We start from the raw sequence: 22,387 nt of genomic DNA, 5'->3' as shown, positions 1-22,387 counted from the left end.
GTGACGGCGCGCCGGAAGCCGAAATTTAGCATTGGCTGTCACGGAAAGGAAATAAATGGGCGGTGGTTCGGGAGGATCGCGGGCCATGCAGAGCATGGCGAGGTGCCGGATAGTGTGTTGCGCGACCATTACCATGGTTGAAATTTGACGCGTTGCGCAAGTCGTAGCGCGCAAACAAAAAAGCCCGCAACCCCTGAGGGTTCGCGGGCCTTACTCGCGCAGCGCAGTGTGCGCCGCTTCGCGCTTACACGTTGAACAGGAAGTTCATCACGTCGCCATCGTGCACGACGTACTCCTTGCCTTCCGCGCGCATCTTGCCGGCTTCCTTCGCGCCTTGTTCACCCTTGTAGGTGATGTAGTCGGCGAAGCTGATCGTCTGCGCGCGGATGAAGCCGCGCTCGAAGTCGGTGTGGATCGCGCCGGCCGCCTTCGGCGCCGTATCGCCGATGTGGATCGTCCACGCGCGCACTTCCTTCACGCCAGCCGTGAAGTAGGTGTGCAGGCCGAGCAGCTTGTAGCCCGCGCGGATCACGCGGTTCAGGCCCGGCTCTTCCATGCCCATGTCGGCGAGGAAGACTTCCATGTCGGCTTCGTCGAGGTCGGCGATGTCCGCTTCGACCGCCGCGCACACGGCCACGACCGGCGAGCCTTCCGCGGCCGCGAACTTCGTGACCGCGTCGAGGTGCGGATTGTTCTCGAAGCCGTTTTCCTTCACGTTGGCGACGTACATTGTCGGCTTCGCGGTGATCAGGCAGAAAGGCTTGAGCGTGGCCTTTTCTTCATCGCTCAGATCGAGCGCGCGGACTGGCTTCGCTTCGTTGAGTTGCGCGCGGACCTTTTCCAGCACCGCCACGTTCTTCACGGCTTCCTTGTCGTTGCCAGACTTGGCCGCCTTGGAATAGCGCGCGAGCGCCTTTTCGACGGTGCCGAGGTCGGCAAGCGCGAGTTCGGTGTTGATCACCTCGATGTCCGACAGCGGATCGACCTTGTTCGCGACGTGAATCACGTTGTCGTCTTCGAAGCAGCGCACGACGTGCGTGATCGCATCGGTTTCGCGGATGTTCGCGAGGAACTGGTTGCCGAGGCCTTCGCCCTTGCTCGCGCCGGCCACCAGACCCGCGATATCGACGAACTCGACTACCGCCGGCAGGATGCGCTCCGGCTTGACGATTTCGGCAAGCGCCTTCAGACGGGTGTCCGGCACTTCTACGATGCCGACGTTCGGCTCGATCGTGCAGAACGGATAGTTCTCGGCGGAGATGCCCGCCTTCGTGAGTGCGTTAAACAGGGTGGACTTGCCGACGTTAGGCAGGCCGACGATGCCGCATTGGAGGCTCATGGAAATCCTTCAGTGAATCAGTAAGTTGCGTGACGGGCTCGACGCTGCGCGCGGATTCGGAAAGCCTTCGCGTAGGGTGGGGCGCGGCAGGCTCAGCGGAGCGGACAAGTCACCGAATCGGGGCGTTGGCTCGACGATTGGGTGCGAGTTTTCACGGAAAACGCAATTGTAACCCGTTCGCCCGCGCGTACCGGGCGGCGCATTTGCGCATAGCCACTGTAGAATCGTCAGTTCAAAGCCGGTTGAGCTCCATTTCCGGGGGACCAGCGTGCGAATGATGAGATGGGTCGGAATTGGCGTCGCCGCAGCGATCGTAGTTGGCCTGGTCGCGGTATGGGTCGCGCCGGATTTCGACGAAGCCCAGGCCCCCACGGACCGTCAGACGATCGACTGTTTGTCGACCCACCTGTCGCACGAAGATCGCGCTGACATCGCGCGGTTCGCTGACAAGAACGACTACGACTCGTTGTGGAGCGTGTTCGACCGCGTGTTCCCCGACTGCGCGGTGCGCAGCGATCAGCGCGATCGCAAGGCCGAACTCGAGGCGGCCGCATGGCGCAACCTCTCGTCCGATCGCGATTTCATGCGCATGCGCGAGGCGAACGCGGCGCTCGCGGCGAGCGCCTCGACCCGTTAGCACGACCCATCAGGGGCCCGCGCACCGAGCCCGAATGCCGCGCCCGTCGATCCGTCCCCCGCACCCCCCGCGGCTATAATGCGCGCATGAACGCACACCATCAGACCTTTGATGCCGCCGTGATCGGCGGCGGGCTCGTCGGCAAGACCGCGGCGCTCGCGCTCACGCAAGCCGGACTGCGCGTCGCACTGCTCGCGCAGCCTTGCGCGGCGCTGCCCGCCGGCGCTGCCTTCGACTCGCGCGTCTATGCGTTGTCGTCGAGTTCGCAGGCCTTGCTCGAACGGCTGCGGGTCTGGCAGGCGCTCGATCACTCACGGCTCGGTCCCGTCTACGACATGCGCGTCTACGGCGACGCGCATGCCGAACTGCATTTCTCCGCGTTTCAGGCATCGGTGCCGCAGCTTGCGTGGATCGTCGAGTCGTCGGTGATCGAGCGCGCGCTCGATGCCGCGCTGCGCTTCCAGCCGAACCTCACGTGGATCGACACGCGCGCGCAGGCGCTCGATTTCTCCGTCGACAGCGCGAGCGTCGGCCTTGCGAATGGCAACGTACTCGAAGCGGACCTGGTAGTCGGCGCGGACGGCGCGCACTCGTGGGTGCGCGCGCAGATCGGCTCTAAGATGGTGCGCCGCGACTACCGGCAGATCGGCGTGGTCGCCAATTTCAAGGCAGCGAAGCCGCACGGCGAAACCGCGTACCAGTGGTTTCGCGACGGCGAGATCATCGCCTTGCTGCCGATGCCCGACGGCCACGTGTCGCTGGTCTGGTCGGCCCGCACCGAACACGCCGAGCAGTTGCTCGCGCTCGATCCCGAACGGCTCGCCGCCGAAGTCGAGCAGGTGAGCGGTGAACAGTTCGGCGCGCTCGAGTGTGTCACGCCCGCGCAGGGCTTCCCGCTCGCGCTGCAAACCGTCGACCGGCTGGTCGCGCCGCGTGTCGCGCTGGTCGGCGATGCCGCGCATCTGATCCACCCGCTGGCGGGGCAGGGCATGAACCTCGGCTTGCGCGACGTCGCCGCGCTCGCGAGCACGATCGGCGGCAAGGAGTCGTTTCGCGATCTCGGCGACATGGTGCTGCTGCGTCGCTACGAACGCGCGCGCCGCGAAGACATCCGCGCGCTGATGATCGCCACCGACGGCCTGCAGAAACTGTTTTCGGTGCCCGGTCCGCTCGCGCGCGCCGTGCGCAATACTGGCATGGCGTTCGTCGGCGCGCAGCCATTCATCAAGCGCTGGCTCGTGTCGGCCGCGCTGGGGTAAACCGCAACGAGGCGTCGTGCGGATAGCCGATGGCCGGTCACGGGCGCCCGGGACAGGTATCATGACCGGATCGACGCGCTGCGATCCGCCCCCTATCCGGCCCTTATCCGCCCCCGATCGAACCTGATCGAGCCTGATCGGACCTGATCGGACCGATAGGCGGCCAAAGCGCGCGGCCGGAACGTAACGAACGCGCAGATGCGCGAATGACCCCCAGGACTCCAGCATGAAAAAGACTTTCCGCATCGCCGCCGCCGCGCTCGCGATCGCTGCCGTCACGCTCGGCTGCTCGGCGCAGGCCGACCAGACCACCGACAAGCTCAAAGCCACCCTGCAAAACCGTCTGTCCGACGTGACGATCAAGGGCGTGTCGAAGACGCCGATCGCTGGCCTGTACGAAGTGAACCTCGGCACCCAGATCATTTACAGCGATGCGAGCGGCGACTACCTGATGCTCGGCGACATGGTGGACTCGAAGTCGCGCAAGAATCTGACCGAGGCGCGCCTGTCGGAAACCAACCGCATCGACTTCGCTAGCCTGCCGTTCGGCAACGCGGTGAAAGTCGTGCGTGGCAACGGCGCGCGCAAGATCGCGGTGTTCTCCGATCCGAACTGCCCGTACTGCAAGCAGCTCGAAAAAACACTGCAGTCGATCGACAACGTGACGGTCTACACCTTCCTGTACCCGGTGCTGTCGCCGGATTCGACGGCCAAGTCGAAGTCGATCTGGTGCTCGGCCGATCGCGCGAAGGCGTGGGAATCGTGGATGCAGGACCGTCAGGCGCCGACCGCCGCCGCCAGCTGCGACACCGCCGCGATCGACAAGAACCTCGCGCTCGGCCGTTCGATGAACGTCGAGGGCACACCGACGGTGTTCCTCGCCGACGGCCGCCGCCTGCCGGGCGCCGTCCCGGCCGACCGGCTCGACAAGGAACTGTCGGCGGTGCACTGAACATCGCGCTGCACGAAGCGCCATGCACGCCTCGGGCGCGCAACAGATGCAACGTTCAAACGAAAGGAGGCGCATGTAGCGCCTCCTTTCGCATCGAGCCCCGAACTTCTTCGCCTCACTCTCCCGACACTCCCAATCGCCGCCGATGAAGCCGATCCGCTACACCATCGTTCCGAGTAACCCCGCCGCCCATCTGTTCGAAGTCACCGTGACCGTCGCCGATCCCGATCCGGCCGGCCAGCGTTTCATGCTGCCGGTGTGGATTCCGGGCAGCTACATGGTGCGCGAGTTCGCGCGCAACATCGTGACGCTGCGTGCGGTCAACGACGCGGGCCGCAAGGTGCGCGTCGAGAAGATCGACAAGCACACGTGGCAGGCGGCGCCGGTCAAGGGTGCTTTGACGCTGCGCTACGAGGTGTACGCATGGGACATGTCGGTGCGCGCCGCGCATCTGGACGACACCATCGGCTTTTTCAACGGCACGAGCGTGTTCCTGTCGCCGCTCGGCCATGAAGACGCGCAGTGCGTGGTCGATATCCAGAAGCCGCAGGGCGCCGCGTATCGCGACTGGCGCGTCGCGACCGCGCTGCCGGAAGCGCGCGGCACCAGGCGCTACGGCTTCGGCGAGTACCGCGCGCAGAACTACGACGAGCTGGTCGACCATCCGGTGACGCTGGGCGAGTTCGCGCTCGCGACGTTCAAGGCGCACGGCGTGCCGCACGATGTCGTGATTGCCGGCCGCGTGATCGGGCTCGACATGGAGCGGTTGTGCCGCGACCTGAAGCGCATCTGCGAGGCGCAGATCGCGCTGTTCGAACCGAAGTCGAAGAAGGCGCCGGTCGAGCGCTACGTGTTCATGACGCAGGCTGTCACCGACGGTTACGGCGGGCTCGAGCATCGCGCGTCGACCGCGCTGATCTGCAATCGCACCGATCTGCCGGTGCAGGGCCGCGATGCGATGAGCGAGGGCTACCGGACCTATCTCGGTCTGTGCAGCCACGAGTATTTCCACACATGGAACGTGAAGCGGATCAAGCCGGCCGTATTTGCGCCGTACGACCTCGGCGTCGAAAACTACACGTCGCTACTGTGGCTGTTCGAGGGCTTCACGTCGTATTACGACGACCTGATCCTCGTACGCAGCGGCGTGATCTCGCAGGACGACTATTTCGGCCTGCTCGGCAAGGTGATTGGCGGTGTGCAGCGCGGCAGCGGACGCCTGAAGCAGAGCGTCGCCGAAAGCTCGTTCGACGCATGGGTCAAGTACTACCGTCAGGACGAGAACGCGCCGAACGCGATCGTCAGCTATTACACGAAGGGCTCGCTGATCGCGCTCGCGTTCGACCTGACGATCCGCGCGCAGACCGGCAACCAGAAATCGCTCGACGACGTGATGCGTCTGCTGTGGACGCGCTTTGGCCGTGATTTTTATCGCGGCAAGCCAGTGGGCGTCGACGAAAGCGAGATCGAGACGATTTTTGCGGAAGCAACCGGCGCGCAACTCGCCGAACTGTTCGCCGAGGGCGTGCGCGGCACGCGCGATCTCCCGCTCGACGCGTTGCTCGCGCCGTTCGGGGTGACGCTCACGCCGGACGTCGACAAGAACGGCAAGCCGTCGCTCGGCGTGCGGCTGCGCGGCGGCGCTGACTGCGCGCTCGCGACGGTGCACGAAGGCAGCGCCGCGCAGAAGGCGGGCCTTTCCGCTGGCGACGTGCTGATCGCGCTCGACGGCCTGCGCGTGACCGGCGGCAATATCGATGCTCTGCTGGCGCGCTACCAGCCGGGCGCGAAGGTCGAGGTGCACGCGTTCCGCCGCGACGAGCTGCGGGTCACGCAGGTGAAGCTCGACGGTCCCGAAGTGGCGCGCTACAAGCTCGCGGTCAGCGATCACCGACCTGCCGCGCGCAAAGCCCTCGAGCGCTGGCTGACGAAGTGATCGGCGTGCTGGTGGGCCGCACCCGACGGCGGTCCACCGACCGTCGCCTGTCCCGTCATCAATCGGCGGAGGAGGGCGGGGGATTGTTCCACCCATGCAACAATCCGTCGCCGCCGGACGGCTTTTTCGCCGGCCGGTAAAAAAACACAATGACTCCACTCGCGCAACACTGCGCGCCCCCTACTGGAGTCAACCATGACCACGATCCTGCAAATCAACTCGGCAGCCCGTTCGCAAGGCGCGAACTCGACGCTCCTCGTCAACGAACTGACCGAAAAGCTGCAACAGTCGAATCCGGGCGCGCAAGTCGTCGTCCGTAACCTGCAAGCCGAACCGCTGCCGCACCTCGACGACGCCGTGCTCGGCGCTTTCTTCACGCCGGCCGAGCAGCGCACGCCGGAACAGGCTGAGATCGCCGCGCGCAGCGAAGCGCTGATCGCCGAACTGCAAGCCGCCGACGTCATCGTGATCGGCGCGCCGATGTACAACTTCGGCATCTCGTCGCAACTGAAGACGTACTTCGACTTCATCGCGCGTGCGGGCATCACGTTCCGCTACACCGCGAACGGTCCGGAAGGCCTCGTGACGGGCAAGAAGGTCTACGTCGTGTCGGCGCGCGGCGGCAAGTATCTGGGCACGCCGAACGATAGCCAGACGCCGTATCTGAAGAGCTTCCTCGGCTTCCTCGGTATGACCGACGTGAACTTCATCTACGCCGAAGGCCTGAACATGGGCCCGGACGCCGCGACCGCCGCGCTGAGCTCGGCACGCGAAGCGATCGCCGCGGTTTAAGCGGGTTCGTCGTGCCGCATTGCGCCGCTTCGATGCGGCTCAAGCGGTGAAATAAAAAACGCCACGGATGGGTTCACCCTCCGTGGCGTTTTCGCTTGGTATCGCCATCTTCCGACGGCGACGCCGTCACGCAAGCATTTGCGCGTCGTCCGGCAGACGCCAGTCGATCGGCTCGCGGCCGTGCTGCTGCAGATATTCGTTCGCCTTCGCGAAATGGCCGCAACCCAGAAAGCCGCGATGCGCGGACAACGGCGACGGATGCGGCGCCTCCAGCACATAGTGCGACTTGCCGCCGAGCAGCGCGCGCTTGGCCTGCGCATGCGCGCCCCACAGCATGAATACGAGGTTCTGATGCCGCGTAGCCAGTTCGTGGATCAGCGTGTCCGTGCATCTCTCCCAGCCGCGTTTCGCGTGGCTCGCGGCGCTGTCGCGCTCGACGGTCAGCACCGTATTCAGCAGCAGCACGCCCTGTCTGGCCCAGCTGTCGAGGCACCCGTGCTGCGGCGTTGCGTGACCGAGACTCGCGCCGATTTCCTTGAAGATGTTGCGCAACGACGGCGGCGGCCGCACGTGCGGCGCGACCGAAAACGCGAGACCGTGCGCCTGCGGCGTGCCGCGGTCTTCGCCGTGGTACGGGTCCTGGCCGAGAATCACGACTTTCACTTCGTCGGGGCTCGTCAGGCGCAGCGCGCGAAACACGTCGGCCGGATAGATGGTTTTGCCGGCGGCACGCTCGCCGTCGACGAAGCGGCACAGCGGCGCGTAGGTGTCGCTGTCGATGAAGGGTTTCAAATGCGCGCGCCAGGCCGCCGGCAGCGCGGCGAATTGGGCTTCGAGCGTGGGCGGGGCGGCGGTGGCGGTGTCGGTGTCGGCCGAGGCTGCGGCGGGAGCTGGCGCGGCGTCGTCGAACAACGATGCCTGCGGCGAACTGGAGCGGGTACGGGTAGCGGAGGTCATGGCGGGGAAGTGTCGCAGCAAACGCTGGCTAGCTCAAGTTGCGGCGAGCGAGCGCATGAGGTGCCGCGGGTTTCGGCAACCTGCGCCCGTTTCGGGCTTATCCCGCGCGCAACCGATAGCCGCGCTGCGCCTTGCTGATGTCATCCGGCGCGAGGCCGGCAATCCGTTTGCCGAGTTCGGCGGCCAGCGTGTGAAGCGCGGCTTCGTCGCCCGACTTCAGTTCGAGCTCGATCTCCGAGATCGGCGCGCGGCGCGCTTGATCGTCGACTTCGGCGAGCACGTCGCCCTGGTCGATCGCCGCCTCTATCTGAGCGCCGTCGGTGTCGAGCAGCCAGAGTGTGCGGGTGAAATTCGTGTGGAACAGCTCGATCAGCGCAGGCGCGGCCTGTTTCAGAGCGTCTGCGGCGGCGGGTTCGTCGCAGGCGCTCAGCAACGAATCGATTTCGAGCTTCGGGCCGGCGACCGGCATTTCCCATTCGTGCCGGCTATGCAAGCCGTTCGTCGCCGTACCGACCGTCTTGAAGGTCTGCAGCCAGCCGTCCGGCGTCTGCCGCAGACGCAGCGCGCTCTTCGAGGACGCCAGCGTCAGCTGCGGCGTGTCGAAGTAAATGTTCACGAGCTTGATCGCGCGTCCCTGCTTGCCGGCGCGCGCGGCGAACCACTGCGTCGCCGCCTGCACCTGCGATGCCGGCAGGGCCAGCTTGATTTCGCGTTCCATGCTCATGGTACGTGTCCTTGCTTATGCGAGCGCCGTGCTCAGAAAAACATCCGCGCAAGCTCCACGCCCGGCTCGTCCGCGCGCATGAACGCCTCGCCGACGAGGAACGTATGCACGTTGCGCGCGCGCATGCGCTCGACGTCGTCGCGCGACAGGATGCCCGATTCGGTCACGACGATGCGGTCGTCGGGAATCGCGTCGAGCATGCCGAGCGTCGTGTCGAGCGAAGTCTCGAAGGTGCGCAGATTGCGGTTGTTGATGCCGATCAGCGGCGTCTTCAGCGTCAGCGCTTCCTTGAGTTCAGCGCTGTCGTGCACTTCGACGAGCACCGCGAGACCGAGCGAATGCGCGAGCGCTTCGAGGTCCTGCATCTCGGCGGTTTCGAGCGCGGCGGCGATCAGCAGGATCGCGTCGGCGCCCATCGCGCGTGCTTCGACGACCTGATACGGATCGACGATGAAGTCCTTGCGTATCACCGGCAACTGGCACGCGGCGCGCGCTTGCTGCAGATAGGCGACGCTGCCTTGGAAGAACTGCACGTCGGTCAGCACGGACAGACACGCCGCGCCGTGCCTCTCGTATGAACGCGCGATGTCGGCCGGCACGAAGTGCTCGCGCAGCACGCCTTTCGACGGGCTTGCCTTCTTCACTTCGGAGATCACCGCGGCTAGACCCGTCGCGTGCTTCGCGCGAATTGCGCCGACGAAGTCGCGCAGATCGCGCGAGGAGGCTTCGAGCCGCAATTCTTCGAGCGGTACGCTCTGCTCGGCCGCCCGGATTTCTTCGCGTTTGACCGCGATGATGCGGTCGAGAATGTCGCTCATAAATGTCTCGCTACGTGATTACTGCTTGAATTGCTGGGTGAAGCGCACCAGTTCGTCGACCTTCGCGCGCGCGTTGCCGCTCGCGATCGCTTCGCGCGCGAGCACGATGCCGTCCGCGATCGTGGCCGCGACGTTCGCCGAATAGAGCGCCGTGCCGGCGTTCAGCGTGACGATTTCGCGCGCGACGCCGGGCTTGTTGTCGAGCGCATCGAGCAGCATGACCTTCGACTCGTTCGCGTCGGCCACCTTCAGCGTGCGGTTCGACACCATCTGCATGCCGAAGTCTTCCGGATGGATCTCGTACTCGCGGATCTCGCCGTCGCGCAACTCGCCGACCAGCGTGGCGCCGCCGAGCGAGACTTCGTCCATGCCGTCCATCCCGTACACGACGAGCACGTGCCTCGCACCGAGGCGCTGCATCACGCGTACCTGAATGCCGACGAGGTCGGGGTGGAACACGCCCATCAGCTGATTCGGCGCGCCGGCCGGATTGGTGAGCGGCCCGAGGATGTTGAAGATCGTGCGGATGCCGAGCTCGCGGCGTACCGGCGCGACGTTTTTCATCGCCGGATGATGGTTCGGCGCGAACATGAAGCCCATGCCCGTTTCAGCGATCGATGCCGCGACCTGCTCCGGCTGCAGATCGATGTTGACGCCGAGCGCCTCGAGTACGTCCGCGCTGCCCGACTTGCTCGATACGCCGCGATTGCCGTGCTTCGCGACCTTCGCGCCGGCCGCGGCCGATACGAACATCGTCGCGGTGGAAATGTTGAACGTGTGCGCACCGTCGCCGCCGGTGCCGACGATATCGACGAAGTTCGAGTTGTCCTGCACGTCGACGTGCCGGGCAAATTCACGCATCACCGTGGCGGCCGCGGTGATTTCGCCGATGGTCTCTTTTTTGACGCGCAGGCCGGTGATGATCGCCGCCGACATCACCGGCGACAGCTCGCCGCGCATGATCAGGCGCATCAGGTGCAGCATTTCGTCGTGGAAAATCTCGCGGTGCTCGATGGTCCGCTGCAAGGCTTCCTGGGGCGTAATGGACATGATCTCGTCTCTCTTCTGGTCAGGCATTGCGGGAAGCCGGATGATGCGCAGCCCTGCCGCCGACGGCCAGCTTCGACTGCTTGACGAAGTTTTCGAGCAGCGCGTGCCCGTGTTCGGACAGGATCGATTCCGGGTGGAACTGCACGCCCTCGACGGCCAGTTCCTTGTGACGCACGCCCATGATTTCGCCGTCTTCGGTCCATGCCGATACTTCGAGGCAGTCGGGCAGCGATTCGCGTTCGATCGCGAGCGAGTGGTAGCGCGTCACGGTGAAGTGCTTCGGCAGGTCCGCGAACACGCCCTTGCAGTCGGTTTCGATCGTGCTGACCTTGCCGTGCATGATGGTTTGCGCGCGCACGACGCGGCCGCCGAACGCTTCGCCGATCGCCTGATGGCCGAGGCACACGCCGAGAATCGGCGTCTTGCCGGAGAATTCGCGCAGCACCTCGAGCGTGATGCCCGCGTGTTGCGGATTGCTCGGCCCCGGCGACAGGCAGATGCGCTCAGGGTTCAGCCTGGCGATTTCATCGAGTGTGATTTCGTCGTTGCGGTAGGTGCGTACGTCTTCGCCGAGTTCGCCGAAGTACTGCACCAGGTTGTAGGTGAACGAGTCGTAGTTGTCGATCATGAGCAGCATGGTGTGTCTCCGGTCAGAAGTCGCTATCGAGGCCGTCCTGGACCTGCTCGGCGGCGCGCAGCACAGCGCGCGCCTTGTTTTCGGTCTCTTGCCATTCGGATTCCGGCACCGAATCGGCGACCACGCCCGCGGCCGCCTGCACATACAGATTGCCGTTCGCGATCACGCCGGTGCGGATCGTGATGGCCAGATCCATCTCGCCGGTGAACGACAGATAACCGACCGCCCCGCCGTAGAGGCCGCGCTTGATGGGTTCGAGCTCGTCGATCAGCTCCATCGCGCGGACCTTCGGCGCGCCCGACAGCGTGCCGGCCGGGAAGGTGGCGCGCAGCACGTCGAAATTGGTCATGTCGTTCTTGAGCTTGCCTTCGACCGAGCTGACGATGTGCTGCACGTGCGAGTACTTTTCGATCACCATCTTGTCGGTCACGACGACCGAGCCGATCTGCGCGATGCGGCCGACGTCGTTGCGCGCCAGGTCGATCAGCATCACGTGTTCGGCGATTTCCTTCGGGTCGTTCAGCAGCTCGGTCGCGAGCGCGGCGTCGCGCTCGGGCGTGTTGCCGCGCGGACGCGTGCCGGCGAGCGGGCGGATCGTGACGATACGATCCTCGCCGCGCTTTTCCTGGCGCACCAGAATTTCCGGCGACGCGCCGACCACGTGGAAGTCGCCGAAGTTGTAGTAGTACATGTACGGCGACGGATTCAGTGAGCGCAGCGCGCGATACAGCGACAGCGGATTGTCGCGGTACGGCTTGGTCAGGCGCTGGCCGACCTGCACCTGCATCAGTTCGCCGGCGGCGATGTATTCCTTGGCCTTGCGCACGGCGGCCAGGTAATCGTCTTTCGCGAACTCCCGGTAGATCTCGGTGCGCACGCTGGCCGACACGACAGGCGGCTCGACGGTGACGCGCAACCGCTGGCGCAGTTCGCGCAGACGCTGCTTCGCCTTCGTATACGCCTCGGCCTGGGTCGGGTCCGCGTAGACCACCAGATAGAGCTTGCCCGCGAGGTTGTCGATGACGGCGACTTCCTCGGTCAGCAGCAGCTGGATGTCGGGCAGGTTCAGATCGTCCTTCGGCGCGCTGTGCGCGAGCTTCTTCTCGATGTAGCGCACCGCGTCATAGCCGAAGTAGCCGGCGAGACCGCCCGTGAAGCGCGGCAGCCCCGGGCGTTGCGCGACCTTGAAGCGCGCCTGGAACTGCTGGATGAAGGCGAGCGGATCGCCGTCGTGCGTTTCGACGACCTTGCCGTCGCGCACCACTTCCGACACGCCGTTGCGCGTGCGCACAAGAGTGCGCGCCGGCAGCCCGATGAACGAATAACGCCCGAAGCGCTCACCGCCGACTACCGACTCCAGCAGGAAAGAGTTTGCGCCGTTGCGCTCGGTCTGCGCGAGCTTCAGGTACAGCGACAGCGGCGTTTCGAGGTCGGCGAGCGCTTCGGCGATCAGCGGGATGCGGTTGAAACCCTCGTTGGCGAGGGACTGGAATTCGAGTTCGGTCATGTTCCGATCCTGTACGGTGGTCCGGCGGCAGCAAGCGTCGGGCAAAGCGGGGCTGAGCGCCTCCGGTCAGAGCATGGGTCGACGTTCTCGACACGATAATACCGACCGGCGCGGGTCTTCCATCGGCGCGTGCGAGCGGTGCCGGTGAGCAACGGTACCTTGCGGGTACGCGCAGGCCCAATCAGCCGATGCAGCAGCGCAAATACAGAACGATGGAAAAAGCGCGTGAGCGCAGCGAAGTAAAAAACGGTTGCCGAAGACAAGCTTCAGCGTACCTCAGGCGAGGTTAGCGCGACCAGCGACGCCAGGGCCAGGCTCCCCGGTCGATGCTAATCAGACTCCGTTTTTTATTCAGAAACATGAGGATGAAGGACTGTTAAGTCGTGGATTGGTGCGCTGCGATCGCCTTGGCGGCGTCGAGCAGCGAGGCAACTATACCATCGGATTTTATTGTTTGTATAGCTTGGCCGTGGTTGTAGCCGTAGGGCACGGTCAACGTCGCCATGCCGGCCGCGCGGCCCGCCAGCGCGTCGTTTTCCGAGTCGCCGATCGCGACCGTGGCGCTCGGCTCGACGCCGAGTTGCGCGGCGGCGGTCAGCATCGGCAGCGGGTCGGGTTTCTTTTTAGCGAGACTGTCACCGCCGAGCACGACGCTGAAATACTGCGCGAGTCCATATTGCTGCAGCAATTCGAGCGCGAAGCGGTGCGGCTTGTTGGTCACGCAGGCGAGCTTCAGGCCCGCGTCGCGCAGCGCGCGCAGACCGGCTTCGACGTCTGGATAAAGCCGCGTGTGCACGCCATTGATCTTCGCGTACTCGGCTTGATAGATCGCGAGCGCTTCGTCGAAGCGCTCTTGCGCGTGTTCGGTTTCGAAGCGCGGCGCGAGCACGCTGCGGATCAAATGCTCCGAACCCTTGCCGACGTAGCCGACCACTTCCTCGCGCGTCGTTTCTTCCGCGTCGAGCTGAGCGAGCATGCCGTTCAGGCCGGCGGTGAAGTCGTCGGCGGTGTCGATCATCGTGCCGTCGAGGTCGATGATCGCGGCTTCGAGGCGCGGGCCGGTGAAGGACGGGGCGGGGTACGGAGCGGTCATCGTCGGATCAGCGCTGGACGGTGGCGAGGGCGGCGCGCATCTTGTCGATCACGACCTTGTGATCGGGCTGGCCGAAGATTGCCGAGCCGGCCACGAACGTGTCCGCGCCGGCCGCCGCGATTTCCGCGATGTTGTCGACCTTCACGCCGCCGTCCACTTCGAGATGGATCTCGCGGCCGGTGCGCTCGTTGTACGCGTCGATGCGCTTGCGCGCTTCGCGCAGCTTGTTGAGCGCCTCGGGGATGAACGACTGGCCGCCGAAGCCCGGATTCACCGACATGATCAGCACGAGGTCGACCTTGTCCATCACATGATCGAGATAGTTCAGCGACGTCGCCGGATTGAACACTAGGCCGGCCTTGCAGCCGTGATCGCGGATCAGCGACAGCGTGCGGTCGATGTGATCCGACGCTTCCGGGTGAAAGCTGATCAGGTTCGCGCCGGCTTTCGCGAAGTCCGGCACGATGCGGTCGACGGGGCGCACCATCAGGTGCACGTCGATCGGCACATCGACGTGCGGGCGGATCGCTTCGCAAACGAGCGGGCCGATGGTCAGGTTCGGTACGTAGTGGTTGTCCATCACGTCGAAGTGGATCCAGTCGGCGCCAGCGGCGACGACGTTGCGGACCTCTTCACCCAGACGGGCGAAATCGGCGGAGAGAATGCTGGGGGCGATGCGAAATTGCGTCATGACGGGGGCGAATGCAAGCGGGAAAGCGCCATTTTACCGGTTTTGCGCGTGCGGACCGGCGTGCGCGCAGCGCCTGGCGTGGCGGAATCGCTCGATGAAACGTTGCAAAGCGGCGGCGCAATAATGGCATCGAAAGGCAGCGCGGCAAGCGGCCGTGTCTCAACGTCTTAGACACTCCTGGCCGAAAGGCGCGTCAGGTTGCGGCCATGCCGCGCATCAAGCAGAATGCCACTCCATGAGCGCCGCATCGCCGCTGCACCTGCAGACCATTGGCGTTCGGGGCCTCCCACGATTTTTCACAGCCCGTTTGATCAGATCGGAATCAGGATGAGCCAGTACGAATTCAGCGTGTCGGCGCAGGTGCAATACCTGCCCGAAGAATCGGACCCGGAGCGTCGCCAGTACGCCTTTGCCTACACGCTGACCATCCGTAACACCGGCCAGGTGCCTGCACAGTTGATCGCGCGTCATTGGATCATCACCGACAGCGAAAACACCGTACAGGAAGTCAAAGGCCTGGGCGTGGTCGGTCATCAGCCGCTGCTCAAACCGGGTGAGCATTTCGAATACACGAGTTGGGCGGTGATCGCGACGCCGGTCGGCACGATGCGCGGCGATTACTTCTGCGTGGCGGAGGATGGCGAGCGCTTCGAGGCGCCTGTGCCGGAGTTCGTATTGCGCATGCCGCGAACGTTGCATTGAACCGGCGCGGCGCTGCGCGGTCTTTAATGAGTTCGTGTGGGCGCGCGACGCAGCGGGCAGTTGAGTAGCAGGTTGGATGAGCGCTCGGGCGAGCACTTGATGCACGAGGGGTTGCGCGGTGTTGCGTGCAGCCCGCTGGCCAGGGTCAATGCGGCTTTTGCTGTTGGGACCGGTCCGCCGACCTCGCACGTCCCGCTTTTTTCTTGCCGGACGACGTCCACACAACGATAAAGACGAGCAGGAATAGCGCGACCAGCGATTCCAGCGCGAAGATGAGCATCGGGTATTCGTCGAACAGATCAGACATGGCGGTTTCCATCAAGAACGAACATTGTATGCGTTTTATCCGCAGGGCCGGCGCGTGGCTCGGAGCATTGTCGGTTGCAGTGTTGCTTGCCTCCTGCGGGGGCGGCGGCGCGATCCGGCCTTCACCGCCGAGCGGCGCGGCGATCATCCCTGGCCAGATCGCGTCGGCGCGCCTGACCGCGGTTGCATGGCAACAGGTGCCGGGCTGGCAGGACGACTCGCTGATCGGCGTGACCGCCGCGTTGCGGCAAAACTGCACGAGGCTCGCGCGTCAGCCGAACTGGTCGCGTGCCTGCGCGGCGGCCGTGCAAATCGACGATCTCGACGTCACCAGCGCGCGCGCCTTCTTCGAAGCCTACTTCACGCCGTTCCAGCTCGCGAATAGCGACGGCACGCTCGACGGTCTGGTCACCGGTTACTACGAGCCCCTGCTGAGGGGCTCGCGCACGCGGCACGGCGTATATCAGACCGCGCTATACCGCTGGCCCGCCGCCTACCGCGCGGGGGCGCCGTTGCCGGCGCGCGCCCAGCTCGAACGCTCGGGCGCGCTCAGCGGCAACGAACTCGTGTGGGTCGACGATCCGATCGAAGCGTTCTTCCTGCAGGTGCAAGGCTCCGGGCGCATCGTGATGGAAGACGGCAGTGTGATGCGAGTCGGCTTTGGGGGGACCAACAATCAGCCGTACAAGTCGATCGGCCGCTGGCTGCTCGATCATGGCGAGATCACGCCGGCGCAGGCGACGATGCAGGGCATCAAGGCATGGGCCCGCGCGAATCCGACGCGCGTCGATGGCCTGCTCGACACCAATCCGCGCTTCGTGTTTTTCCGCGAGATGCCGTCGGCCGAAAGTGTGCCGAGCGGCGGCGCGGACGGTCCGATCGGCGCGCTCGGCGTGCCGTTGACGCCGGAGCGCTCGATTGCGGTCGATCCGAGCGCGATTCCGCTCGGCACGCCGGTGTTCCTGCAGACCACGCGGCCGCTGACGAATTCGCCGATGAACCGTCTCGTGTTCGCGCAGGACACTGGCACCGCGATCAAAGGTGGCGTGCGCGCCGACTACTTCTGGGGCCTCGGCGACGATGCCGGCGATCTGGCTGGCAAGATGAAGCAGGGCGGCCGGATGTGGTTGCTGCTGCCGAATTCGTGAGGCGGTGGGGTGGAGACGAAGCGTGACTGCCGCTTGAATCGCAGCAGTTTTCGCGAGGCGGGTTTGAGGCTGCTGCGAAGCCGTCAATAGATGTCGTTGAGATCGGCGTCACGTGTGGATCAGGATCCGTGCGTGACGCCGTTTTTCGTTGGGCTCTTACGCTGCGCGGCGTTGCGCGTGGCCCGAGTTAGAGGCCCGACTTGCGCTTGTCCACCACGCGCCGTGCCTTGCCCACCGAGCGCTCGATTCCGTTCACCGGCAGCACGTTCACCACGGCGCTCACGCCAATCAGCGCCTTGATGTCGTAAGCCAGCGCGTTTTTCGCGGCGGTTAGCGCGGCGGTATCCGGCGCGCTTTCGGGGCACGGTTCGACGTTCAGCGTCAACACGTCGAGCGGCCCCTCCTTCGTCAGCACGATCTGATAGTGCGGCGCCAGCGCGCGCTGCTTGAGCAACAGTTCTTCGATCTGCGTCGGGAACACATTGACGCCGCGCACGATCATCATGTCGTCCGAGCGGCCCGTGATCTTTTCCATACGCCGCATCGTGCGGGCGGTGCCCGGCAGCAGGCGTGTGAGATCGCGCGTGCGGTAGCGGATGATCGGCAGCGCTTCTTTCGTCAGCGACGTGAACACGAGCTCGCCGAGTTCGCCATCGGGCAGCACCTCGCCCGTTTCGGGGTCGATGATCTCGGGGTAGAAATGGTCTTCCCAGATCGTCGGGCCGTCTTTGGTTTCGACGCACTCCGAGGCGACGCCCGGGCCCATCACTTCGGAAAGACCGTAGATGTCGACCGCGTCGATGCCCATCCGTTTTTCGATCGCCTCGCGCATATCGTTGGTCCACGGCTCAGCGCCGAAAATGCCGATGCGCAATGAGCAGCTGGCCGGGTCGATACCCTGGCGTTCGAATTCGTCGGCGATCGACAGCATGTAGCTCGGCGTCACCATGATGATGTCGGGCCGGAAGTCCTGGATCAGCTGGACCTGCTTTTCGGTCTGGCCACCGCCGAACGGAATCACGGTGAGCCCCGCGCGCTCGGCGCCGTAATGCGCGCCGAGGCCGCCCGTGAAGAGGCCGTAGCCGTAGCTCACGTGCACCTTGTCGCCGCGCTTCGCGCCGGCGGCGCGCACCGAACGGGCGACGAGATTCGCCCAGGTGTCGATGTCGCGCGCCGTATAGCCGACGACAGTCGGCTTGCCGGTCGTTCCGGACGACGCATGGATTCGCGAAATCTGCTCTTGCGGCACGGCGAACATCCCGAACGGATAGTTGTCGCGCAAATCCTTTTTCGTCGTGAACGGAAACCGAGCGAGGTCCGCGAGCGACTTGACATCGCCCGGATGGACGCCGGCTTCGTCGAACTTGCGCCGATACACCGGCGAATTTTCATACGCATGGGTGAGCGACCATTTGAGCCGTTCAAGTTGGAGCGTGGCGAGCTCGTCGCGGCTGGCGGTCTCGATCGGATCGAGCGGAAGAGCGGTGCTCATCGAATGTCTCCTTGCTGCCTCAGTATCTAAGTCTGATATGTGACGCATTGGCGCCAGAGCGCCACGCGGACAATCGTCCGCGTGGGCGGTTCTGGCTGGCCGCCGTCAATTGTTAGTCGCCGGTGGGAATCAGGTTACCCTTGATTTGCGCCGACTTGCCGCGAAACATTGCGACGGTCTCGCCGGCGCGATTCGTGACGCGAATATCGTAGATTCCAGTGCGCCCGCTCAATGTCTGTTCGACCGCTTCGGCACTCAGCACGTCGCCGCCGTGGACCGGCCGCAGATACTCTATAGAGCAGCCGGCCGCGACCGTATTGATGTTGTAGGTGTTACAGGCGAACGCGAAGGTCGAATCGGCGAGTGTGAAGATCAGGCCGCCGTGGCAGATCTGATGGCCGTTCAGGAAGTCGTCGCGCACCGCCATGCGCAGCCGCGCATAGCCGGGGCGCACTTCGAGAATCTCGAGCCCGAGCGCGCGACTGCAGGCGTCGTTTTCGTACATTGCGGCGGCTGTCGCGCGGGCGAGTTCGTCTGCCGTCATCTGGTCGGGGCGGGTGGTTTGTGTCGACATCTCAACGTCCCTCGAAACGCGGCGCGCGTTTTTCGATAAATGCCTGCACGCCTTCCGCGTAATCGTGCGAGGCGCCTAGTTCGCGCTGCAGATCGCGCTCGAGATCGAGTTGCTGGTCGAGCGTTTGCGTCGTGCCGGCACGCATCGCCCGCTTGATCGCAGCGATCGCGCGCGTCGGTTGCTGGGCGAGCTGGGCACCGAGTTTTGCCGCTGCCGGCGCTAGTTCAGCGTCGTCGAGCACTTGCCAGATCAAGCCCCAGCTTTCGGCTTTTTCGGCGCTGAGCTTGTCGCCGGTGACCGCGAGGCCGAGCGCGCGGGCCATGCCAACGCGCTGCGGCAGAAACCACGTGCCGCCCGAATCCGGCACGAGGCCGATCTTCACGAACGCCTGGATGAAACTCGCGGAGCGAGCCGCGAGCACCAGGTCGCACGCGAACGCCAGATTGGCGCCCGCACCGGCAGCCGTGCCGTTGACCGCCGCGATCACCGGAAACGGCAGCGCCTGCAGACGGCGGATCAGCGGATTGAAGTATTCATCGATCACGGCGCCGAGGTCGGTCATGGCGCCGGGCGTGAAATCGAGGTCGGCGAGATCCTGGCCGGCGCAGAAGCCGCGGCCTGCGCCGGTGAACACGAGCGCACGGGCGCCGGACTTTTCGACCTGGTCGAGCGCCGCGCGGAGTTCCTGATGCATCGCGCGCGTGAAGCTGTTGAGCTTATCCGGGCGGTTCAGCGTGATGGTGGCGACGTGGCTCGATGAGTCGATGTCCAGCCGGATCGCTTCATATGACATGGGGTGTCTCCTCAAACTCTCTTTGGCCGATGGGCGCGGTGGCTCGGCTGGGGGCGGCGCGTGATGCCGACCGGATGTTTGATGTTAGTCAGAGCGCACGACCCGGTCCATCTGCCGAACGGCATAGGACGAAGTCGTGCGTAGCGTTGAAGCCGTGTCTTACGCCTTTCAGCCAGCTACCGCCGGCGCCGCTTTCGGTTCAACATGAACGCGGCTTTGAACGACACGGAAGCGGTTCGCGACGAAAGCGGCATCGGCCAGCGCGGCATTGGCGGCCGGGTTGGCGCCGGTGCCGTGGAAGTCGGAAAAAGCCGCGGACTGGTTGACGAACACACCGCCGGTCAGGTTGATCGACAGCGCGACACCGCCGCGAATCGACGCTTCGTACGCGGTTTCGAGCACCGCGTCGTCCGTGCTGTAGACCGCCAGCGTCAGCGCGCCATGCTCGGCGGCGATGTCGCCAGCGAGCTCGAGCGACTGCGCGGTCGAGTTCGTCGCAATGACGAACGAGATCGGCCCGAACCATTCTTTCGTGAACCGGGCGTGATCGGTCGCGGCGTCGAGTTGCAGTACGAGCGGCGTGCGCACGCGAGCGCCGGCAAAGGCCGGATGTTCGAGAGTCTGGCTCGCGACGAGAACGCGGCCAAGTTTGGCGGCTTCATCGATGCGCTGCACGACGCCTTCGTTCTGGATCGCGCCGAGCAGTTCGACAGCGCGGGCCGGGTCGGCGACGAGCTTTTGCACCGCGCCGGCAAGCGCCTGGGCGACATCGTCGAAGCTGAGCGTGCCTTCTGCGGTGCGAATGCCGCCGCGCGGCACATAGATGTTTTGCGGCGCCGTGCACATCTGGCCCGAGTACAGAGCCAGCGAGAACGCGATGTTGCGGACGGCCGCCTTGATGTCGTCGACCGAGTCGATGACGATCTGGTTGACGCCGGCTTTCTCGGTATAGACCTGCGCCTGGTGCGCGTTGCGCTCGAGCCAGGTGCCGTTCTGGGTGCTGCCCGTGAAGTCGATCAGCTTGATCTCGGGGCGCTGTGCCAGTTGCTGGACGAGGGCGCCGTCGTTCGGGTCGGTGGCCAGCAGCGTGACGACGTTCGGATCAAAGCCCGCTTCGCGCAACACGTCGCGCGCGATGCGCACGGTCAACGCGAGCGGCAGGATTGCGCCCGGATGCGGCTTGACGATTACCGTGTTGCCGGTGGCTAGATCGGCGAACAGGCCGGGATAGCCGTTCCACGTCGGGAATGTGCAGCAGCCGAGCACGAGACCGATGCCGCGCGGCACGACGGTGTAGCGCTTGTGCATCGCGAGCGGCGGGTTTTTGCCTTGCGGTTTTTCCCAATGCGCGTCGGCAGGAATGCGACGCAGTTGATCCCAGGCATACGCGACCGCTTCGAGCGCGCGATCCTGCGCGTGCGGGCCGCCTGCCTGGAAGGCCATCATGAACGCCTGGCCGGTCGTGTGCATCACGCTGTAGCCGAGTTCGAAGCTGGCGCGATTCAGACGCGCGAGGATTTCGAGGCTCACGCCGATCCATGCCTGCGGGCCGGCCGCGCGCCACTCGCGTTGCGCCGCCGTGGATGCGGCGATAAGCGCGCCCGGATCGGCTTTCGGGTAACGCACGCCGAGCGGGAAGCCGAACGGCGAGACTTCCGCGCCGACGGTTTCTCCAGTCGACGGTTGGTCGAGGTCGAACGTCTTGTCTAGATGCGCCTTGAACGCGGCTTCGCCGTCCGCGTTGGCTGTTTCCCCGTACACTTTCGGACTGGGCATCTCGGCGAACGGGCTCCAGTAGCCGCGCGTTTCGAGCGCGGCGAGCGCTTTGTGCAGCGTGTCTTCGTGCTTGGTGAATAGCGGATGTGTCATGGCAAAGGGGGCTCGGCTGTACGTTGGGGGAAAAACTGTCAAATAATTGACCGACCGGTTGGTTGGGGAATGGTAGCATCACTACGAACGATGCGCGAAGCGTTTTTCGCGTGCGATTAACCCTTATGGAGGCGGCATGGCTTACGAAAACATTCTGGTTGAGACGCGGGGACGGGTCGGACTGATTACTCTCAACCGTCCAAAGGCTCTAAATGCACTGAACGACGCGCTGATGGACGAACTGGGCGCCGCGTTGCGCGAGTTCGACGGCGACGAATCGATTGGCGCGATCGTCGTAACGGGCGGCGAGAAAGCGTTCGCGGCCGGCGCGGATATCGGCATGATGGCGTCTTACACTTATATGGATGTCTACAAGGGTGACTACATCACGCGAAACTGGGAAACGGTTCGCTCGATTCGTAAGCCGATCATTGCCGCGGTGGCGGGCTTCGCGCTCGGAGGCGGCTGCGAACTCGCGATGATGTGCGACATCATTTTCGCCGCCGACACGGCGAAGTTCGGTCAGCCGGAAATCAAGCTCGGGATCATGCCGGGCGCGGGCGGCACGCAACGCTTGCCGCGGGCGGTGTCAAAAGCGAAGGCGATGGACCTTTGTTTGACCGCCCGTTTCATGGATGCCGCCGAAGCGGAGCGCGCCGGACTGGTTTCGCGCGTGATCCCGGCGGCATCGTTGCTTGACGAAGCGGTTGGTGCGGCTGCCACTATCGCGGAGTTCCCGCTGCCAGCGGTGCTGATGGTCAAGGAGTCGGTCAATCGAGCCTATGAAACGACGCTCGCGGAGGGCGTGCATTTCGAGCGCCGCCTGTTCCATTCGCTCTTCGCTACCGAAGACCAAAAGGAGGGCATGGCCGCGTTCGTAGAGAAGCGCAAACCGGTTTTCAAGCACCGTTAATACGCTTGTCAAAATATCGCTTGCAAGTCGCAATGGCGGCGACTAGAATTCCGCTCTTTCGTGCTCCGGACACCGGAGCGCGGGGAAGCGGGAAGCCTTTATGGCGAGGGCTTCAGCGGCGTGGGCAGGTTAAGCGGGTGATAAAAACCTGTTGACGATCCGGCGGAAGTTCTCCATAATCTCGTTTCTCTGCTGCAG

Annotated in this window: 22 protein-coding genes; 8 read left to right on the top strand and 14 right to left on the bottom strand. The window is 64.6% G+C overall.

Annotated features, from left to right (window positions below):
• Nucleotides 1-244: 244 nt before the first annotated feature.
• Nucleotides 245-1,339, bottom strand: coding sequence for a redox-regulated ATPase YchF (gene ychF, locus VSR82_RS29755; RefSeq protein ID WP_368584320.1), 1,095 nt, complete (start codon nucleotides 1,337-1,339; stop codon nucleotides 245-247).
• A gap of 274 nt (nucleotides 1,340-1,613) precedes the next feature.
• Between ychF and VSR82_RS29750 the strand changes: the two genes are divergently transcribed.
• From VSR82_RS29750 to VSR82_RS29730, 5 genes are all read left to right on the top strand, one after another.
• Nucleotides 1,614-1,976, top strand: a complete 363-nt coding sequence (locus VSR82_RS29750; RefSeq protein WP_410850266.1) for a hypothetical protein — start codon at nucleotides 1,614-1,616, stop codon at nucleotides 1,974-1,976.
• An 86-nt stretch (nucleotides 1,977-2,062) separates the two neighbouring features.
• A complete protein-coding gene (locus tag VSR82_RS29745) occupies nucleotides 2,063-3,235 on the top strand; it encodes a UbiH/UbiF family hydroxylase (protein ID WP_429461803.1) in 1,173 nt (390 codons plus the stop codon).
• A gap of 226 nt (nucleotides 3,236-3,461) precedes the next feature.
• Nucleotides 3,462-4,187, top strand: a complete 726-nt coding sequence (locus VSR82_RS29740; protein ID WP_368584317.1) for a DsbC family protein — start codon at nucleotides 3,462-3,464, stop codon at nucleotides 4,185-4,187.
• A 145-nt stretch (nucleotides 4,188-4,332) separates the two neighbouring features.
• Nucleotides 4,333-6,123, top strand: a complete 1,791-nt coding sequence (locus tag VSR82_RS29735) for a M61 family metallopeptidase (protein ID WP_429461807.1) — start codon at nucleotides 4,333-4,335, stop codon at nucleotides 6,121-6,123.
• Nucleotides 6,124-6,318: 195 nt separating this feature from the next.
• Nucleotides 6,319-6,915, top strand: coding sequence for an FMN-dependent NADH-azoreductase (locus VSR82_RS29730; protein ID WP_410850270.1), 597 nt, complete (start codon nucleotides 6,319-6,321; stop codon nucleotides 6,913-6,915).
• A gap of 126 nt (nucleotides 6,916-7,041) precedes the next feature.
• On the opposite strand, the gene VSR82_RS29725 is transcribed toward VSR82_RS29730, so the two are convergent.
• The 8 genes from VSR82_RS29725 to rpe form a co-directional block, all read right to left on the bottom strand.
• Complete coding sequence (locus tag VSR82_RS29725; RefSeq protein WP_429461810.1) at nucleotides 7,042-7,872, bottom strand: uracil-DNA glycosylase; 831 nt, start codon at nucleotides 7,870-7,872, stop codon at nucleotides 7,042-7,044.
• 97 nt (nucleotides 7,873-7,969) lie between these two features.
• Nucleotides 7,970-8,596, bottom strand: a complete 627-nt coding sequence (locus VSR82_RS29720) for a CYTH domain-containing protein (RefSeq protein ID WP_429461812.1) — start codon at nucleotides 8,594-8,596, stop codon at nucleotides 7,970-7,972.
• Nucleotides 8,597-8,628: 32 nt separating this feature from the next.
• Nucleotides 8,629-9,414 (bottom strand): indole-3-glycerol phosphate synthase TrpC, encoded by a 786-nt coding sequence (gene trpC, locus VSR82_RS29715; protein WP_368584312.1) that lies wholly within the window; start codon nucleotides 9,412-9,414, stop codon nucleotides 8,629-8,631.
• An 18-nt stretch (nucleotides 9,415-9,432) separates the two neighbouring features.
• Nucleotides 9,433-10,464, bottom strand: coding sequence for an anthranilate phosphoribosyltransferase (gene trpD / locus VSR82_RS29710; RefSeq protein WP_368584311.1), 1,032 nt, complete (start codon nucleotides 10,462-10,464; stop codon nucleotides 9,433-9,435).
• A 19-nt stretch (nucleotides 10,465-10,483) separates the two neighbouring features.
• Entirely contained in the window at nucleotides 10,484-11,101 is a 618-nt protein-coding gene (locus VSR82_RS29705; RefSeq protein ID WP_429461814.1) for an aminodeoxychorismate/anthranilate synthase component II, read from the bottom strand.
• Nucleotides 11,102-11,114: 13 nt separating this feature from the next.
• The gene (trpE, locus tag VSR82_RS29700) at nucleotides 11,115-12,608 is read right to left on the bottom strand and encodes an anthranilate synthase component I (protein ID WP_429461816.1); all 1,494 of its coding nucleotides are present in this window, start codon (nucleotides 12,606-12,608) and stop codon (nucleotides 11,115-11,117) included.
• A 376-nt stretch (nucleotides 12,609-12,984) separates the two neighbouring features.
• The gene (locus tag VSR82_RS29695; RefSeq protein WP_429461818.1) at nucleotides 12,985-13,701 is read right to left on the bottom strand and encodes a phosphoglycolate phosphatase; all 717 of its coding nucleotides are present in this window, start codon (nucleotides 13,699-13,701) and stop codon (nucleotides 12,985-12,987) included.
• Between the two features lie 7 nt (nucleotides 13,702-13,708).
• Nucleotides 13,709-14,392: a ribulose-phosphate 3-epimerase gene (gene rpe / locus VSR82_RS29690; RefSeq protein WP_368584308.1), complete on the bottom strand. Its 684-nt coding sequence runs from the start codon at nucleotides 14,390-14,392 to the stop codon at nucleotides 13,709-13,711.
• 327 nt (nucleotides 14,393-14,719) lie between these two features.
• Here rpe and apaG point away from each other — a divergent pair, with 327 nt between their 5' ends.
• Complete coding sequence (apaG, locus tag VSR82_RS29685) at nucleotides 14,720-15,094, top strand: Co2+/Mg2+ efflux facilitator ApaG/CorD (RefSeq protein WP_176110233.1); 375 nt, start codon at nucleotides 14,720-14,722, stop codon at nucleotides 15,092-15,094.
• Between the two features lie 145 nt (nucleotides 15,095-15,239).
• Here apaG and VSR82_RS29680 read toward each other — a convergent pair whose 3' ends face one another.
• The gene (locus tag VSR82_RS29680) at nucleotides 15,240-15,401 is read right to left on the bottom strand and encodes a hypothetical protein (protein ID WP_429461822.1); all 162 of its coding nucleotides are present in this window, start codon (nucleotides 15,399-15,401) and stop codon (nucleotides 15,240-15,242) included.
• A gap of 28 nt (nucleotides 15,402-15,429) precedes the next feature.
• Between VSR82_RS29680 and mltA the strand changes: the two genes are divergently transcribed.
• Nucleotides 15,430-16,548: a murein transglycosylase A gene (gene mltA / locus VSR82_RS29675; protein WP_429461824.1), complete on the top strand. Its 1,119-nt coding sequence runs from the start codon at nucleotides 15,430-15,432 to the stop codon at nucleotides 16,546-16,548.
• A gap of 187 nt (nucleotides 16,549-16,735) precedes the next feature.
• On the opposite strand, the gene paaK is transcribed toward mltA, so the two are convergent.
• The 4 genes from paaK to paaN all read right to left on the bottom strand — a co-directional run bounded on the left by paaK (nucleotide 16,736) and on the right by paaN (nucleotide 21,276).
• Nucleotides 16,736-18,040: a phenylacetate--CoA ligase PaaK gene (paaK, locus tag VSR82_RS29670; RefSeq protein WP_410850278.1), complete on the bottom strand. Its 1,305-nt coding sequence runs from the start codon at nucleotides 18,038-18,040 to the stop codon at nucleotides 16,736-16,738.
• Between the two features lie 112 nt (nucleotides 18,041-18,152).
• A complete protein-coding gene (gene paaI, locus VSR82_RS29665) occupies nucleotides 18,153-18,614 on the bottom strand; it encodes a hydroxyphenylacetyl-CoA thioesterase PaaI (RefSeq protein ID WP_368584304.1) in 462 nt (153 codons plus the stop codon).
• Between the two features lies 1 nt (nucleotide 18,615).
• Nucleotides 18,616-19,407: a 2-(1,2-epoxy-1,2-dihydrophenyl)acetyl-CoA isomerase PaaG gene (paaG, locus tag VSR82_RS29660; RefSeq protein WP_498858297.1), complete on the bottom strand. Its 792-nt coding sequence runs from the start codon at nucleotides 19,405-19,407 to the stop codon at nucleotides 18,616-18,618.
• Between the two features lie 168 nt (nucleotides 19,408-19,575).
• Nucleotides 19,576-21,276, bottom strand: coding sequence for a phenylacetic acid degradation protein PaaN (paaN, locus tag VSR82_RS29655; protein ID WP_429461829.1), 1,701 nt, complete (start codon nucleotides 21,274-21,276; stop codon nucleotides 19,576-19,578).
• 136 nt (nucleotides 21,277-21,412) lie between these two features.
• Between paaN and VSR82_RS29650 the strand changes: the two genes are divergently transcribed.
• On the top strand, nucleotides 21,413-22,189 hold the full coding sequence (locus tag VSR82_RS29650) for an enoyl-CoA hydratase (protein ID WP_410850280.1): 777 nt from the start codon (nucleotides 21,413-21,415) through the stop codon (nucleotides 22,187-22,189).
• Nucleotides 22,190-22,387 lie beyond the last annotated feature (198 nt).

This window comes from Burkholderia sp. JPY481 (assembly GCF_038900515.1).
Taxonomy (GTDB): Bacteria; Pseudomonadota; Gammaproteobacteria; order Burkholderiales; family Burkholderiaceae; genus Paraburkholderia; species Paraburkholderia youngii.
Note: the sequence above shows the minus strand (reverse complement) of the source record. Positions and strands in the feature narration are given on the sequence as shown.